Origin of the sequence: Paractinoplanes atraurantiacus (assembly GCF_900215205.1) — a bacterium.
Taxonomy (GTDB): domain Bacteria; phylum Actinomycetota; class Actinomycetes; order Mycobacteriales; family Micromonosporaceae; genus Actinoplanes; species Actinoplanes atraurantiacus.
This window is the reverse complement of sequence record NZ_OBDY01000001.1, coordinates 577,619-592,338: the sequence shown is the minus strand read 5'-3', so window position 1 is coordinate 592,338 and position 14,720 is coordinate 577,619. Positions and strand designations below refer to the sequence as shown.

Genomic DNA, 14,720 nt, shown 5'->3' with positions numbered 1-14,720 from the left:
TACGCCGGTCAAAACGCACCGAACCGGTGCGTACGTGTGACCAACGGACGGACGGTCGAACGCGTCACGGGATCGAGAGACGGACAAAACCGCCCAAATGATCTATCCGTTCGAGCCCCGCGAGATCAACCGCCGTGGTATTTGTTCTGCGCCCACTCGACGCCCTCGAGCACGATCGCCTCCACCACGTCGGCCGCCCGGTCGATGAGGAAGTCCAGCTCCTTGCGTTCCACGCCGGAGAAGTCGGAGAGCACGTAGTCCGCCGGATCCTGCCGCCCGGGCGGACGGCCGACCCCGAAACGGACCCGCGCGTACTCCTTGCTCGACAGCGATTTCGACATGGAACGCAGACCGTTGTGGCCACCCTCACCACCGCCACGCTTAGCCCGTACCTGACCGAAAGGCACATCAAGCTCATCGTGCACGGCGATCACGTTCGACACCGGCACTTTGAAGAACTGGGCCAGCGAGACGACCGCGTTGCCGGACAGGTTCATGAAGGTCAGCGGCTTGACGAGCACCAGCTTGGGGCCGCCGAAACCCAGTCGGCCCTCGGCCACCTCGCCGTGCGCGCGCTTGGACCGGCCGAACTTGGCGCCCACCCGGGACGCCAGCAGATCGGCCACCATGAAGCCCACGTTGTGGCGGTTCCCGGCGTATTCCTTACCGGGGTTGCCCAGCCCCACGACAAGCCACGGCGCGTCCTCAGTCACTTCCCCGCTCCTCACAAACGCGTATCGGGGAAAGTGCCCATGGCACTTTCCCCGATCACAGCCCGATCCTTGTTACTCCGCGGCGGGAGCCTCTTCGCCCTCGGCCGGCGCCTCGGCGCCCTCGGCCGACTCGCCCTCGAGCTGCTCGGCGGTCTGTGCCTGCGAGACGATGGCGAGCACGAAGTCGGGCTCGACGGCCAGCTCGACGCCGTTCGGCAGGGTCACGTCGCCGGCGGTGATCTGCGAGCCCGCCTCGAGGCCCTCGATCGACACGTCGAGGCCGCCCGGCAGGTGCAGGGCGTCGGCGACGACGGCCAGGGTGTTGGACTCGTGCACGACGAGCGTGTTGCGGGCGGCCTCGCCGGTCAGGTTGACCGGGACGTCGACCTGGACCTTCTCGCCGCGCTTGACGATGATCAGGTCCACGTGCTCGTACGTGTCCTTGATCGGGTCACGCTGGATCGCCTTGGGGAGCGCGAGCGTCGCGGCGGACGCGCCCTGGATGTCGATCGTGAAAACCTGGTTGAGACCGCCGTGCCGGATCGCGGCGGCGAACTCACGGGCCGGCAGCGCGATGTGCTGCGGCTTCTCGCCGTGGCCGTAAAGCACGGCGGGCACCAAACCGGCCCGGCGCGTGCGGCGGGCACCACCCTTGCCGAACTCGGTGCGGGGCTCGGCGCTGATCTTTACCTCGGACACGGGGAAACTCCTGAAACTCTTCGAATCGGGCTGCGTCTAAGTCGGCGGGCTGCGGCAGTGCTGATCGGCCACCGGAAGGTGCTGGAGGCCGTCGTCGGCGCTGCCGGGCAAGGGGGCGCGCTGGGCACAGGCCCGGAGCACCGCGTCGATCACGGTGCCCCCGAAATGGCTGCGAACCTCAGCAGACCGCGGGGCACCCTCGCCGTGGCAACCGCACTATCTTACCCACAGCCTGAGCGCACTCCTCAGCGGGTCCGGTCCGCTGCGGCAGTCCGTGCGAACTTCACCCGAGAGAGGTTTCAGCTGAGGCCACCGAACAGCGTGGTCACGGAGCCGTCGTCGAAGACCTCACGGATCGCCCGGGCCAGCAGCGGAGCGATGGACAACACAGTGATCTTGTCGAGCCGCTTCTCCGGCGGCAGCGGCAGTGTGTTCGTCACCACCAGCTCGCTGATCCGGCTGTTCTTGAGCCGCTCGGTGGCCGGGTCGGACAGCAGCGCGTGGGTCGAGGCCACGATCACGTCGGCCGCGCCCTCGTCCCAGAGGATGTCGGCCGCCTTGGTGATCGTGCCGCCGGTGTCGATCATGTCGTCGACGATCAGGCAGACCCGGCCCTCGACCTCGCCGACCACCCGGTTGGCCACGACCTGGTTGGGCTTGAGCGGGTCGCGGGTCTTGTGGATGAAGGCCAGCGGGCAGCCGCCCAGCCGGTCGGTCCACCGCTCGGCCACCCGCACCCGGCCCGAGTCGGGCGCGACCACGGTCATCGGCCGGCCCGCGTACTTCTTCTGCACGTGCTCGGCCAGGATGTCCATCGCGAACAGGTGGTCGACCGGCCCGTCGAAGAAGCCCTGGATCTGCGCGGTGTGCAGGTCGACCGTCAGGATCCGGTTGGCGCCGGCCGTCTTGAGCAGGTCAGCGACCAGGCGGGCCGAGATCGGCTCGCGGCCGCGGTGCTTCTTGTCCTGCCGCGAGTACGGGTAGAACGGCAGAACCACGGTGATCCGCTTGGCCGAGCCGCGCTTCAGCGCGTCGATCATGATCAGGGTCTCCATGACCCAGCGGTTGACGCCCTCGGTCATCGACTGCACGACGAACGCGTCCGAGCCACGGACCGAGTCCTTGAACCGGACGAAGATCTCTCCGTTGGCGAACTCGTACGAATCGGCGGGGGTCGGCGCGACGCCGAGCACCTGGCCGATCTCGTCCGCCAGCTCCGGGAAACCACGTCCGGAGAAAAGCATCAGACTCTTACGGTTCTCCGCGACGATGCTGCCCATCGGCTCGCTACTCCCGTTGGATCGAGGGGGTGGGGATGATTCGAGTGAAGTATCCCCCGGGGCCACCGAAGCGCCACGTTACGCGGGCACCGGGTGGGATGCCTCACCCCCAGCAGATCACTCCTGGTCAGAACGGGTTCACCCGGCCGCCACCGCACCACCGAGCGCACCTGGATCATCACCGTTCGAGCGCGCCGGTGGGCCGTCCTGTCGGATTACCGCCACCGGCTGGTGTACCCCCAGCTTCCCGCAGTTACCGCGCGGCCGCATGGCGTTCGCTTTTTGCCCAGGAACCGTCCGGACTTTGCACAGCGACGGCCCGGGCGGATGCCGCCCGGGCCGTACATCACATCGCTGTCCTGGTTATTCGGCTTCGGAGATCTCGCCCTCCGGGGCCTTGGCCGCCTCGAAGCGCTCGGCCGCCTCGGCCGACACCGTGCCGGCCCGGCGGCGCGCCACCCAGCCCTCCACGTTGCGCTGAGGCGCCCGGGTCACGGCCAGCGCGCCCGCCGGCACCGTGCCCGAGATCGCGCTGCCGGCCGCCACGTACGCACCCGGCTCGATCGTGGCCGGAGCGATCAGCACCGTGTCGGAGCCGACGAACGCGGCCTCACCCACGGTCGTGTGGCTCTTGTTGACGCCGTCGTAGTTGGCGAAGATCGTGCCCGCGCCGATGTTGGACTTGGCCCCGATCGTGGCATCGCCCACATACGACAGGTGCGGCACCTTGGCGCCGTCGCCCAGCTCGGCGTTCTTGGTCTCGACGAAGCCGCCGACCTTGGCCTTGCGGCCGAGCTTGGTGCCCGGGCGCAGGAACGAGAACGGGCCGACAGTGGCCTCGTCGCCGATCCGGGCCCCGATCGAGTGGGTGCGCAGGACCACCGCGCCCGCGCCCACTGTCGTGTCGATCAGCGTCGTGTCCGGGCCCACGATGGCACCGGCGGCCACGCTGGTCGCACCCAGCAGCTGCGAGTTCTGGTCGATCTCGGCGTCCGGCTCCAGGGTCACCGTCACGTCGATCCAGGTCGTCGACGGGTCGAGGATCGACACCCCGCGGCGCATCCAGGCCTCGTTCACCCGGTCGCGCAGCAGCGCGCGCAGCCTGGCCAGCTCGGCCCGGTCGTTGCAGCCCAGCGTCTCCTGCGCGTCCGGCGCCACGAAGACGCCGACCGGGTCGCCGGCCGAGGCGAGCAGGCCGAAGACGTCGGTGAGGTACTCCTCGCCCTGGTCGTTGTCGGTGGACAGCTTGGAGAGCGCCTCGCGCAGCGACGCCACGTCGAACGCGTAGATGCCCGCGTTGATCTCGCGGATCGCCTTGACCTCGGCCGACGCGTCGCGCTCCTCGACGATGCGCTCGAGGTTGCCGGCGGCGTCACGCACGATGCGGCCCAGGCCGGCCGGGTCGGGCACCTCGGCCGCCAGCACTGTCGCGCCGCGGCCGCCGGCCTCGTGGGCCGCGATCAGGTCGTTCACGGTCTCGGGGCGCAGCAGCGGCACGTCGCCGTTGAGCACCACGACCGTGCCGGCCGCCTCGGGCACGGCCTCGAGCGCGATGCGCACCGCGTGACCGGTGCCGTTCTGCTCGGCCTGCAGCACCGGCACGGCGCTCGGGGCGATCTCGGTGAGGTGCGCCTTGACCTGGTCGGCCTTGTGGCCGACGACGACGATCACCTGCTCGGCGCCGGCCGGCTCGGCGGCGGCCAGCACGTGCCCGACCAGCGTGCGGCCGAGCATCGGGTGCAGCACCTTGGGCGTCGCGGACTTCATCCGCTTGCCTTCACCGGCGGCGAGAACGACGACGGTACGACGAGGGGACTGGCTCACGCGGTACTCCATTGCTCGCAGTAGAGAGATGTACGCAGAGAGGCGGCGCCGACACAGCCGCAGACGAACTGCTCCCGGAAGAGGATTCGAACCCCTATAAACGGCACCAAAAGCCGCGGTCCTACCATTAGACGATCCGGGACCATTCGGACTTTTCCCACAGGGGATCCATCCACCGGTCACATCTTAGCGGCATGCCCGCGATGCTCACCCGCCGCAATCCCGACACCCCATCCGACCACCCTTGACCGGACTGAAGGCTGCCCGTCCAACCACCCCGCCGCCACCCTTGACCGGACTAAAGGCTGGCAGGATGGCCGGGTGACGGATCCCATCGACGACGAGCGCCCTCGCACCCGCCGCCAGCGGCCACCCGCGGCCCCCCGGGTCCGCATGTCGGCCGCGCAGCGGCGGGAGCAGCTGATCGCGATCGGCCGCCAGCTGTTCGCCGAGCGCGGCTTCGACGCGACCAGCGTGGAAGAGGTCGCGGCCCGGGCCAAGGTCTCCAAGCCGGTGGTCTACGAGCACTTCGGCGGCAAGGAAGGGCTCTACGCGGTGGTCGTCGACCGCGAGGTCCGCGCGCTGCTCGACCGCATCGCGGCCGCGCTGACCGCCGGCCACCCGCGTGAGCTGCTCGAGCAGGCGGCGCTGGCCCTGCTGGACTACATCGAGGACGAGCCGCACGGCTTCCGGGTGCTGGTGCGCGAGTCGCCGGTGCTGGCGCCGGCCGGCACCTTCTCCAGTGTGATGAACGACGTGGCCCACCAGGTGGAGCACATCCTGGGCGACGAGTTCCGCAGCCGCGGCCTCGACCCGAAGTTCGCCGAGCTCTACTCGCAGGCGCTGGTGGGCATGGTGGCGCTGGTCGGCCAGTGGTGGCGCGAGGCCCGTAAGCCCAAGAAGGAGATGGTCGCGGCCCACCTGGTCAACCTGGCCTGGAACGGCCTGTCCAACCTCGAGCCGAAACCGAGCCTGATCACCCGCAAGGTGAAATGAGAAAGGCCCGCCGGATCCGGCGGGCCTTTCTGCGCTGCGCGATCAGGCGGTGCGGCCCTCGCGGACCTGGCGCGGGGCGCCGGCCTTGCCGGGCGCCGCGACCTTGCTGTAGAGGCCGGCCGTGATGAGGATGACGCCGACGAGGTACGTGACCACGACCGTGGACATCGTGAAGCCGAAGAAGTTGGCGTCGGTGCGGTTGGTGGCCAGCTCGTAGCTGCCGATCACCAGCAGCGTCCAGCCGACGTACTTGTCGGCCTCGACGTCGAGGTTACGGCCGATCACGCTGGTGGCCAGGATGATGGCGCCGAAGATCAGCGAGAGGATCGACCACAGCAGGTTGGTGCCCTGGCCGAGGGCCCGCTCGGCGTTGTCACCGGTGAAGCTCTCGCCCGAGGTCTGGATGAACCCGACGATCGCGAACACCACGAGGTACGCGCCGACCAGGAGGCCGAGCGCGCGGTACAGCGGCCGCAGCGGGTGGTTTACCGGGGTGTGCGCCATGGTGTCCGTCTCCAAGGTCAGGTGTTGTACACGCCGATTCTCGCGTATCCCGGTCAAGCGGCGCAGGCACACCCCCCGGATCAGTTACCGGGCACCTGCTCCGCGAGCTCCAGCCAGGCCTCCTCGACCGCGGCGCGTTCCTCTTGTACCGATTTGAGCTGCGCGTCCAACTCTACGATCTTGCCGTAGTCGCTGCCGTGCTGAGCCAGACTTTCGTTGATCTTGAGCACGCGCTCGTCGAGCTTGGCCAGCTGCCGTTCCAGCTTGGCCAGATCTTTGCGAGCCTGGCGCACCTCGGCCGCGGAGAGGCCACTCGCGCTTTCCGCGCTTTTCGGTGGTACGCCGGGTGAGGCGGCCGCCGAGGGGCCGAGCCTCGACGCGGCGCGCTCCAGGTATTCGTCGATGCCGCCGGGCAGGTGCACCAGACGGCCGTCGCCGAACATCCCGTACGCCGTGTCGGTGACCCGCTCGACCAGGTAGCGGTCGTGGCTGGCCACGATCATCGTGCCCGGCCAGGAGTCGAGCAGATCTTCCAGCGCGGCCAGGGTGTCGGTGTCGAGGTCGTTGGTGGGCTCGTCGAGCAGCAGCACGTTCGGCTCGGTGGCGAGCAGGCGCAGCAGCTGGAGCCGCCGCCGCTCACCGCCGGAGAGGTCGCTGACCGGCGTCCAGATGCGCTTGTCGGTGAAGCCGAACACCTCGGCCAGCTGACCGGCCGACAGCTCCCGGTCGCCCAGCTTGACCCGCTTGGCCACCTCTTCGACCGCCTCGAGCAGGCGCAGGTGCCCCGGCAGTTCCTTGAGCTCCTGCGACAGGAAGGCCGCCCGCACGGTCGAGCCGGTGACCAGGCGCCCGCCGTCCGGCTTGGTCACCCCGGCCAGCAGCCGCAGCAGCGTGGTCTTGCCGGCGCCGTTGGCGCCCAGGATCGCGAACCGATCGCCCGGCCCGACCTGCCAGGTGAGGCCCTTGAAGATCGGCTTGGGGCCGGCGTTGAGGGTCACGTCCTCGATGTCGTAGACCTGCTTGCCGAGCCGGCTGGTGGCCAGTTTCTGCAGGCTCACGGTGTCGCGCACCGGCGGCACGTCGGCGATCAGCGCGTTCGCGGCGTCGATGCGGAACTGCGGCTTGGACGTACGCGCCGGCGGGCCCCGCCGCAGCCAGGCGATCTCCTTGCGCAGCAGGTTCTGCCGCCTCGCCTCGATGACGGCGGCGACCCGCTGGCGCTCGGCCCGCGCGAGGGTCCAGGCCGCGTAGCCGCCCTCGTACGTGTGCACCTCTTCGTCGACGACCTCCCAGGTCGCCGTGCAGACGGCGTCGAGGAACCAGCGGTCGTGGGTGACCACGACGAGGGCGCCGCGGTGGCTCGTCAGGAGGTAGCGCGCGAGCCAGTCGACACCGGCCACGTCGAGGTGGTTGGTGGGCTCGTCGAGGATCAGCAGGTCGTTCTCGCGCACGAGCAGCGCGGCCAGCGCGACCCGGCGGCGCTCGCCACCGGACATCGGGCCGACCGGCGTGTCGAGCCCGAGATAGCCCATGCCGAGGCCGTCGAGGATGGCCCGCACCCCCGCGTCGCCGGCCCACTCGTGCTCGGCCCCCATGCCCTCGGACAGCCAGGCGGTGCCGAGCACGACGTCGCGCACGGTCGCCTCGGCGTCGAGGGCGAAGGTCTGCGGAAGGGTCGCGACCCGCAGGTCGCGCCGGTGGGTGACCCGGCCGGAGTCGGGCTCCTCGCTCTTGGCGAGCATGCGGAGAAGTGTCGACTTGCCGGCCCCGTTGAGGCCGACGATGCCGACGCGGGCGTCGTCGTCGAGGCCGAGAGAGACGTCGGTGAGCAGCTGACCGGCGGCGCCGTAGCCCTTGGAGACCCGGTCGAGGTTGATGATGTTTGCCACGATGCGGTCTAGGTTACCCGCGCGCCCGGCATCGGCCCCCGCGCGGTGACCGCCTCCCGGCACACCCCCGCCGCGTTGATCCCGGCCGCGACCTGAGCCGCGTGCCCCGCGTCGGTGGCCAGGAAGACGCAGGTCGGCCCCGACCCGGAGACCAGCCCGGCGACCGCGCCGGCCCGCTGCCCCGCCTCGAGCACCGCGGCCAGCTCGGGCCGCAGGGCCAGGGCGGCCGGCTGGAGGTCGTTGCCGAGCGCGGCCCCGAGCACGGCCGGATCACGCTGGCGCAGCGCGGTCATCAGCTCGTCCGGATCACCCAGCGCCTTCGGCGGGAAGGAGCTGTCACGCAGCTCGTCGAGCTTGCGGTAGACGGCCGGCGTGGAGAGCCCTCCGTCGGCGATGGCGACGACCCAGTGCCAGGTGGTGGGCCGGGCCAGGATCGGGCTGACGGCCTCGCCGTGCCCGGTGCCCAGGGCCGTGCCCCCGTGCAGCAGGAAAGGGATGTCGGAGCCGAGGGTGGCCCCCACATCGGCCAACTCGTCCCGGGACAGCCCGGTCCCCCACAGCAGATCACAGGCGATCAGCGTGGCCGCCGCGTCGGCGCTGCCCCCCGCGAGCCCACCGGCCAGCGGAATGCTCTTGCGCAGATGCAGCCGCGCGTACGCCGGCATCCGCGTCCGCGCTGCGAGAGCCTTGGCCGCCCGGATGATCAGGTTGCTCTCGTCGAGCTCCAGCGTGCCGGTCCCCTCGCCCTCCATAGTGAGGGTGAGAGTGTCACCGGCCCGTGCCGTCAGCTCATCGAACAGGCTGATCGCGTGATAGACGGTGTTCAGCTCGTGAAAGCCGTCCGCCCGCAGCGGACCGACCCCGAGATGAAGATTGATCTTCGCAGGAACCCGCACCCGCACCGGCCCGTGATGCCGGCGAGGCTCGTCATCGTCCGGTCCCCATGCCTCAGTCACGGAGTAATTTCCCGAATGGGCAGCTTGATCTCGAACGGCATGGTGAGCTCCAGCTCGGTGTCCGAATCAGCGGCCAACTCATACCGGCCGTCGACGAGGTCATAGGCGTACACGTGAACCGGATCCTGCTCGATGCGCCAGAAATGCGAGACGCCGGCAGCGGCGTATTCCGAAGGCTTTTCGAATCGATCCCGCCGCTTCGTGCCGGGCGAAACGACCTCGACCGCGATGGCGACCTGCTCGGGAAGGAAAAAATGGTTGATCGTCGGGACAGGTGGCCGGAGCAACAGGACGTCCGGTTCAAGACTGTCCCGCAGACCGACAGCGACGCCGACTGCTGTGCCCGGTATGAACATGTCGTCCGGAGCGTTCTGCCGGAACCACATCCACAGCAGGTTGCCGATGGTCTGGTGACCGAAGGTCGGGGAGGGGACCACGATCATGACTCCATCGCGAAGCTCGACGCGGGGGGCGTCGTCCGGCAGGGCAAGGACGTCCTCGAGGTAGTGATTGGCCAAACGCTGCCTGATGGGATCGGGCGACCACATGACGTGACCCGTCGGCTCCGCGCTCATGAGTCCACCTCCTTGGCCTGTGCGCCGGTCGGGCTGAGCTTACCGCCGGAGGGCGACTGTTTTGCCGCCCCGGCGATCGCGGCGAACTGCTCGACGGTCAGCGACTCGCCGCGGGCCTGCGGGCTGATTCCGGCCGCCACCAGCAGCTTCTCGGCCCGGTCGGCGCCGCCCGCCCAGCCCGACAGTGCGGCCCGCAAGGTCTTGCGCCGCTGGGCGAAAGCCGCGTCGACGACAGCGAAGACCGCCGATCGATCGATGTCACCCGCAGGTGTGCGCGCGCTGAAGGCGACCAGCCCGGAATCCACATTGGGCACCGGCCAGAACACCGCCGGCGGCACCTTGCCGGCCGACCGGGCCTCGGCGTACCAGGCCAGCTTGACGGACGGAACCCCGTACACCTTGGAACCCGGACCGGCGACGAGCCGATCGGCGACCTCCTTCTGCACCATGACCAGACCTCCGCGCAGTGTCGGCAGCTCGGCGAGCAGATGCAGCACCACGGGAACGGCCACGTTGTAGGGCAGATTGGCCACGAGCATCGTCGGCGCCGGCTCGAAACTCGCCGCCCGCACGTGCAGCGCGTCGGCGTTGTGCACGGTCAGGTGCGCGTCCGGGACGGTCTCCGGCAGCGCGGCGGCCAGCCGCGGATCGATCTCGACGGCGTGCACGTGCCGGACCGCGCCGACCAGGCCGAGGGTGAGCGAGCCCAGACCCGGGCCGACCTCGAGGGCCACGTCGTCGGGCCGCAGCCCGGCGGCGGCGACGATGCGCCGGATCGTGTTCGGGTCGTGCAGGAAGTTCTGGCCGAGCTTCTTGGTGGGCGCCACGCCGAGACGGGCGGCCAGTTCCCGGATCTCCGCCGGGCCGAGAAGTGCGTCAGCCATGGGTTCAGAGCGTACGGGGAAGGTCGCCACAGGGTACAAACGAGCCATGAGCGAGTTGCTGGCGTTACGCGGGGTGGTCGAGGCCACTCCTGAGGCGGTGGCCGCCGTGCTGCTCGACGTGCGACCGGGCGGCCGCTCCCCGATCGCCGTCACCGGCACGATCGAGGAGACGGACGTCGGCGACCAGTTCGAGGTGATCCAGGACGGCGCCAAGATCAGCGTGGCGATCGACCGGGCGGCCCGCTCGGTGACGATCGAGGGCGCCTGGTGGTACCGCGGCGTCACCTCGGTCGAGCCCGACGACCGGGGCAGCCTGGTCCGCTTCCGCATGTTCAACATCGCCGAGGGCACCGGCTGGGCGGTCCGCTTCGTCTCCCGGGGCCCGATCAACGCGGCCCCCCGCCAGTTCGCCGACACCATCGCCCGCCTGGGCGAGGAGCTCGGCGTCAAGTCCTGGGTCGACGGCTAGCTCCAGGGGCCGAAGACGCGGTCGCCGTTGGCGGAGATGGCGGCGCACAGCTCGTCCAGGTCGTCGCCCCGGGTCTCGGCCAGCGCCCGGACCGTCAACGGGATCAGGTACGACGCGTTCGGGCGGCCCCGGTGCGGCACCGGCGTCAGGTACGGCGCGTCCGTCTCCACCATGATCTGCGACGGCGGAGTCAGTACGGCCGCCTCGCGCAGGCTGCCCGCGCTGGCGAAGGTCACCGTGCCCGCGAAGCTCAGGTAGAAGCCCCGCCGCACGCACTCGGCGGCGAATTCGGCGTCGCCCGAGAAGCAGTGCATGACGACCGTGTCCGGCGCGCCCTCCGAGTCGAGGATCCGCAGCACGTCCTGGTGGGCGTCCCGGTCGTGGATGATCAGGGCCTTGCCGTGGCGCTTGGCGATCGCGATGTGCGCCCGGAAGCTCTTCTCCTGCGCTTCGCGACCTTCCGGGCCCGTACGAAAGGTGTCCATCCCGGTTTCGCCGATGCCCCGCACCCTCGGCGAGGCGGCCAGGCCCTCGATGACCCGCAGCGATTCGTCCAGGTCGGGCAGCAGCGGCGCGTCGTTGGGGTGCAGCGCGACCGCGGCCAGCACGGACGGATGGCGGGCGGCCAGTTCGGCGCCCCAGCGGGAGGACGGCTCGTCGACGCCGACCTGCACGATCCGGTCCACGCCCGCCTTGGCCGCGGCCGTGATCAGCGCTTCCACCGGGTCGGCGCCCGGGCCACCGGGCACTCCCGCCTCCTGGATCGTGATGTCCAGGTGGGTGTGGCTGTCGAAGACCGGGACGGCGAGCGGCTCGGGAGCGGCCGGGAACTCGCCCGCGCGCCGGGCGGCCTTCTGGCGACGGGATTCTGACGGTGACGTTGACATGTGAGACATTCTGCACTTGGACCCGCACGACACTGTTTGTTCACCTGGAGTCAACCGGTGTGACCTACGTTCACTGACCGTGACTGTGACCGGCGAGGACAGTGTGATCGGCTCTGATCCGCTCGAGCCGCCCCTGTCCGCACCGCTGCGCCGCGACCTCGGCTGGCAGCAGGTTCTGCGGATGGCCCAGTCCGCCGACCACCTCGACGATGCCCTGTTGCGCCAGATCCGGTCCACGGCCGCGATCCACCGCGGAACCCGGATGACCAAGGTGCTGTCGCCGGCCCAGGTCTCGGGTCATCTGGGCGGCTGGCTTCCGTACGGCTTCTGCTACCGCTCCTGCGACATCGCCCACCTGCACGACCCGCGCGATCTGGCGCTGCTGCGCACCGACGGCACGGCCGACGACGAGGTGGCGTTCGCCCTGCGCTGGCGGGCCACCGATCCGATCGATTACGAGGTGCCGGCCGGCCCGGCCCAGCCCGGGCTGTCGATGCTGCCCGCGCACTCGCGGGTCGGGGCGATGGTGCTCGGCACCGGCTTCACGCCCAGCAACGACGATCTGGTGCCGGAGTACATCACGGCCGGTTTCGCCGACCTGCCGATGCCGGCCAACGCGCAGATCATCGCGTACGTGCCGGGCGGCGAGGAGGTGCTGCTCTACACGTACCAGCCGGAGCAGCACGGCTGGCTGCGCCTGGCCGGCCCGCGCTGGCGCGGTCTGCTCGACAATCTGCCCGGGGTGAGCCCGGACCGCGAGTACGTGCCCTGCACGACGCCCGGCTCGGCCAAGCTGGTCGGGACGATCAAGGACAGGGAGTACGAGGCGGTCGCCGACCCGCCGAGCGAGTTCCGCGTCCGCGCCCTGACCCGCGCCGCCCGCTATCCGGTGTCGACACTGAGCCGCCGCGCGGAGCAGGCCCTGTGGCGGGGCGTGCCCTGCTGGGTGCTGCAACGCGACGACGCGTGGGCCCGCCTGCGCCTGGTCCGCCCGGACGCCGATGCACTGAGCCACACCGGCGCCCGCTGCTACGAACGGGGCGTCTACGAGGCCTGGGCCCCGGTCGGCGAGCTGATGGACCACCACATCGCCGACATCCCCTACGAGATCTAGCTCCCCAGACGCTCGAGCTCCTCCTCGATGACCGAGGGCTCCAGCTTTTTGAATACCGGCTTCGGGGCGGACATCGGGGTGCCCGCGACCAGCGGGACCGACTCCCAGCGGGCGCCGACCGTGTAGTCGCCCCGCAGGACCGGGTACGACGGGCCGCCGTCGAGGTCGTCCACCTCGTCGATGCGCGGCATCGGCGCGTGCACGCCCTCGCCGCCGAGCAGCTCGAAGACCTTCTGCGCGGAGTGCGGCAGGAACGGGGTCAGGATCGTGTTGGCGTCGCTGACCACCTGCAGCGCCACATGCAGGATGGTGGCCTGGCGGGGCTTGTCCTCCTCGGACTTCAGCTTCCAGGGCGCCTGCTCGGAGAGGTATTTGTTCGCCTCGGCGACCACCTTCATCGCCTCGCCGATGGCCGCTTTCTGCCTGTGCTTGGCGATCAGCTCACCGACCGTACCGAAACCGGCCTTGGCCACCGCCAGCAGCGCCTCGTCCTCGGCCGTCAGCTCACCGGCCTCCGGAATGGCCCCGAAGTTCTTGGCCGCCATCGAGATCGACCGGTTGACCAGGTTGCCCCAGCCGGCCACCAGCTCGTCGTTGTTGCGGCGGACGAACTCGGCCCAGGTGAAGTCGGTGTCGTTGGACTCCGGCCCGGCGGCCGCGATGAAGTAGCGCAGGGCGTCGGCGTCGTAGCGCTCCAGGAAGTCGCGCACGTAGATGACGACCCGGCGCGAGGACGAGAACTTCTTGCCCTCCATCGTCAGGTATTCGCTGCTGACCACCTCGGTCGGCAGGTTGAGCCGGCCCAGCTCGCCCGGCTCGCCGCCCTTGTCGCCCTCGCCGGAATAGCCGAGCAGCAGCGCCGGCCAGATCACCGAGTGGAAGACGATGTTGTCCTTGCCCATGAAGTAGTAGGCCAGGGAGTCCTTGCCGGCGCCGTCGGCCGACCACCACTTGCGCCACGCCTCGGGGTCGCCGGAGCGGCGGGCCCACTCGATGGAGGCCGACAGATAGCCGATGACGGCGTCGAACCAGACGTAGATGCGCTTGTCGTTGCGGTCGCGCCAGCCGTCGAGCGGGATCGGCACGCCCCACTCGAGGTCGCGGGTGATGGCACGGGGCTGGAGGTCGTCGAGCAGGTTGCGGGAGAACTTCAGGACGTTGGGCCGCCAGTTTTCCCGCTGGTCGAGCCAGTTGCCGATGGCCTCGGCGAACGCCGGCAGGTCGAGGAAGAAGTGCTCGGTCTCGACGAACTCCGGGGTCTCGCCATTGATCTTGGAGCGCGGGTTGATCAGCTGCTCGGGGTCGAGCTGGTTGCCGCAGTTGTCGCACTGGTCGCCGCGGGCGCTCTCGTAGCCGCAGATCGGGCAGGTGCCCTCGATGTAGCGGTCGGGCAGGGTGCGGCCCGTGGACGGCGATTTCGCGCCCAGCGTCGTCCGCGCCACGATGTAGCCGTTGCGGTGCAGCGCACCGAACAGCTCCTGCACCACGGCGTAGTGGTTGCGCGTGGTGGTGCGGGTGAACAGGTCGTACGAGAGACCGAGCCCGTGCAGGTCTTCGACGATCACCCGGTTGTAGCGGTCGGCGAGCTCGCGCGGGGTCACCCCGTCGGCGTCGGCCTGCACCTGGATCGGCGTGCCGTGCTCGTCGGTGCCCGAGACCATGAGCACGTCGTGACCGGCCATGCGCATGTACCGGCTGAAGACGTCGGAGGGCACCCCAAAGCCGGACACATGACCGATGTGGCGCGGGCCGTTGGCATAAGGCCAGGCAACCGCGGCGAGAACGTGACTCATGGGGTACAAGCGTAGTGAGCCGCACCCCGGCGCCGCGACGGGATTCGCTCCGCCCTCAGCGAGATCCGCATTTATTCCGACACGCCCGAATTTGAACCTGACCATCGGGACCCCGCGTAGTCCAATGGAAACGTGCT

14 protein-coding genes and 1 tRNA gene are annotated in these 14,720 nt (G+C 69.9%); 3 read left to right on the top strand and 12 right to left on the bottom strand.

Features of this window, described 5'->3' with window-relative positions:
• Positions 1-125: 125 nt before the first annotated feature.
• The 5 genes from pth to CRP55_RS02745 all read right to left on the bottom strand — a co-directional run bounded on the left by pth (position 126) and on the right by CRP55_RS02745 (position 4,658).
• Entirely contained in the window at positions 126-713 is a 588-nt protein-coding gene (gene pth, locus CRP55_RS02765; protein ID WP_097317834.1) for an aminoacyl-tRNA hydrolase, read from the bottom strand.
• Positions 714-785: 72 nt separating this feature from the next.
• Positions 786-1,412: a 50S ribosomal protein L25/general stress protein Ctc gene (locus CRP55_RS02760; RefSeq protein WP_097317833.1), complete on the bottom strand. Its 627-nt coding sequence runs from the start codon at positions 1,410-1,412 to the stop codon at positions 786-788.
• Between the two features lie 299 nt (positions 1,413-1,711).
• Entirely contained in the window at positions 1,712-2,692 is a 981-nt protein-coding gene (locus tag CRP55_RS02755) for a ribose-phosphate diphosphokinase (RefSeq protein ID WP_097317832.1), read from the bottom strand.
• 363 nt (positions 2,693-3,055) lie between these two features.
• Positions 3,056-4,516 (bottom strand): bifunctional UDP-N-acetylglucosamine diphosphorylase/glucosamine-1-phosphate N-acetyltransferase GlmU, encoded by a 1,461-nt coding sequence (gene glmU, locus CRP55_RS02750; RefSeq protein ID WP_097317831.1) that lies wholly within the window; start codon positions 4,514-4,516, stop codon positions 3,056-3,058.
• A 71-nt stretch (positions 4,517-4,587) separates the two neighbouring features.
• Positions 4,588-4,658: transfer RNA gene (locus tag CRP55_RS02745), tRNA-Gln, on the bottom strand.
• Positions 4,659-4,909: 251 nt separating this feature from the next.
• On the opposite strand from CRP55_RS02745, the gene CRP55_RS02740 reads away from it, so the two are divergent.
• Positions 4,910-5,512, top strand: a complete 603-nt coding sequence (locus tag CRP55_RS02740; protein ID WP_097318700.1) for a TetR/AcrR family transcriptional regulator — start codon at positions 4,910-4,912, stop codon at positions 5,510-5,512.
• A 42-nt stretch (positions 5,513-5,554) separates the two neighbouring features.
• On the opposite strand, the gene CRP55_RS02735 is transcribed toward CRP55_RS02740, so the two are convergent.
• From CRP55_RS02735 to rsmA, 5 genes are all read right to left on the bottom strand, one after another.
• Positions 5,555-6,031 (bottom strand): DUF4383 domain-containing protein, encoded by a 477-nt coding sequence (locus CRP55_RS02735; protein WP_342751508.1) that lies wholly within the window; start codon positions 6,029-6,031, stop codon positions 5,555-5,557.
• Between the two features lie 65 nt (positions 6,032-6,096).
• Positions 6,097-7,905: an ABC-F family ATP-binding cassette domain-containing protein gene (locus CRP55_RS02730; protein WP_097317830.1), complete on the bottom strand. Its 1,809-nt coding sequence runs from the start codon at positions 7,903-7,905 to the stop codon at positions 6,097-6,099.
• Positions 7,906-7,913: 8 nt separating this feature from the next.
• Positions 7,914-8,861: a 4-(cytidine 5'-diphospho)-2-C-methyl-D-erythritol kinase gene (locus CRP55_RS02725; protein WP_097317829.1), complete on the bottom strand. Its 948-nt coding sequence runs from the start codon at positions 8,859-8,861 to the stop codon at positions 7,914-7,916.
• Complete coding sequence (locus tag CRP55_RS02720) at positions 8,858-9,436, bottom strand: Uma2 family endonuclease (RefSeq protein ID WP_179854989.1); 579 nt, start codon at positions 9,434-9,436, stop codon at positions 8,858-8,860. Before CRP55_RS02720 ends, CRP55_RS02725 begins: the two co-directional genes overlap by 4 nt.
• The gene (rsmA, locus tag CRP55_RS02715) at positions 9,433-10,320 is read right to left on the bottom strand and encodes a 16S rRNA (adenine(1518)-N(6)/adenine(1519)-N(6))-dimethyltransferase RsmA (protein ID WP_097317828.1); all 888 of its coding nucleotides are present in this window, start codon (positions 10,318-10,320) and stop codon (positions 9,433-9,435) included. The genes CRP55_RS02720 and rsmA overlap by 4 nt, the downstream gene beginning before the upstream one ends.
• Positions 10,321-10,366: 46 nt before the next feature.
• On the opposite strand from rsmA, the gene CRP55_RS02710 reads away from it, so the two are divergent.
• Entirely contained in the window at positions 10,367-10,789 is a 423-nt protein-coding gene (locus CRP55_RS02710; RefSeq protein WP_097317827.1) for a hypothetical protein, read from the top strand.
• Here CRP55_RS02710 and CRP55_RS02705 read toward each other — a convergent pair.
• On the bottom strand, positions 10,786-11,685 hold the full coding sequence (locus CRP55_RS02705) for a TatD family hydrolase (RefSeq protein ID WP_097317826.1): 900 nt from the start codon (positions 11,683-11,685) through the stop codon (positions 10,786-10,788). The genes CRP55_RS02710 and CRP55_RS02705 overlap by 4 nt on opposite strands.
• Before the next feature lie 70 nt (positions 11,686-11,755).
• Here CRP55_RS02705 and CRP55_RS02700 point away from each other — a divergent pair, with 70 nt between their 5' ends.
• On the top strand, positions 11,756-12,790 hold the full coding sequence (locus CRP55_RS02700; RefSeq protein ID WP_097317825.1) for a hypothetical protein: 1,035 nt from the start codon (positions 11,756-11,758) through the stop codon (positions 12,788-12,790).
• Here CRP55_RS02700 and metG read toward each other — a convergent pair.
• Entirely contained in the window at positions 12,787-14,583 is a 1,797-nt protein-coding gene (gene metG, locus CRP55_RS02695; RefSeq protein WP_097318697.1) for a methionine--tRNA ligase, read from the bottom strand. The two genes, CRP55_RS02700 and metG, sit on opposite strands and share 4 nt — an antisense overlap.
• Positions 14,584-14,720: the final 137 nt, after the last annotated feature.

Coding starts and splice junctions, on each gene's coding strand:
- CRP55_RS02755 (WP_097317832.1), bottom strand. CDS start 2,692: ATGGGCAGCATCGTCGCGGAGAACCGTAAGAGTCTGATGCTTTTCTCC.
- CRP55_RS02740 (WP_097318700.1), top strand. CDS start 4,910: ATGTCGGCCGCGCAGCGGCGGGAGCAGCTGATCGCGATCGGCCGCCAG.
- CRP55_RS02720 (WP_179854989.1), bottom strand. CDS start 9,436: ATGAGCGCGGAGCCGACGGGTCACGTCATGTGGTCGCCCGATCCCATC.
- rsmA (WP_097317828.1), bottom strand. CDS start 10,320: ATGGCTGACGCACTTCTCGGCCCGGCGGAGATCCGGGAACTGGCCGCC.
- CRP55_RS02710 (WP_097317827.1), top strand. CDS start 10,367: ATGAGCGAGTTGCTGGCGTTACGCGGGGTGGTCGAGGCCACTCCTGAG.
- CRP55_RS02705 (WP_097317826.1), bottom strand. CDS start 11,685: ATGTCTCACATGTCAACGTCACCGTCAGAATCCCGTCGCCAGAAGGCC.
- metG (WP_097318697.1), bottom strand. CDS start 14,583: ATGAGTCACGTTCTCGCCGCGGTTGCCTGGCCTTATGCCAACGGCCCG.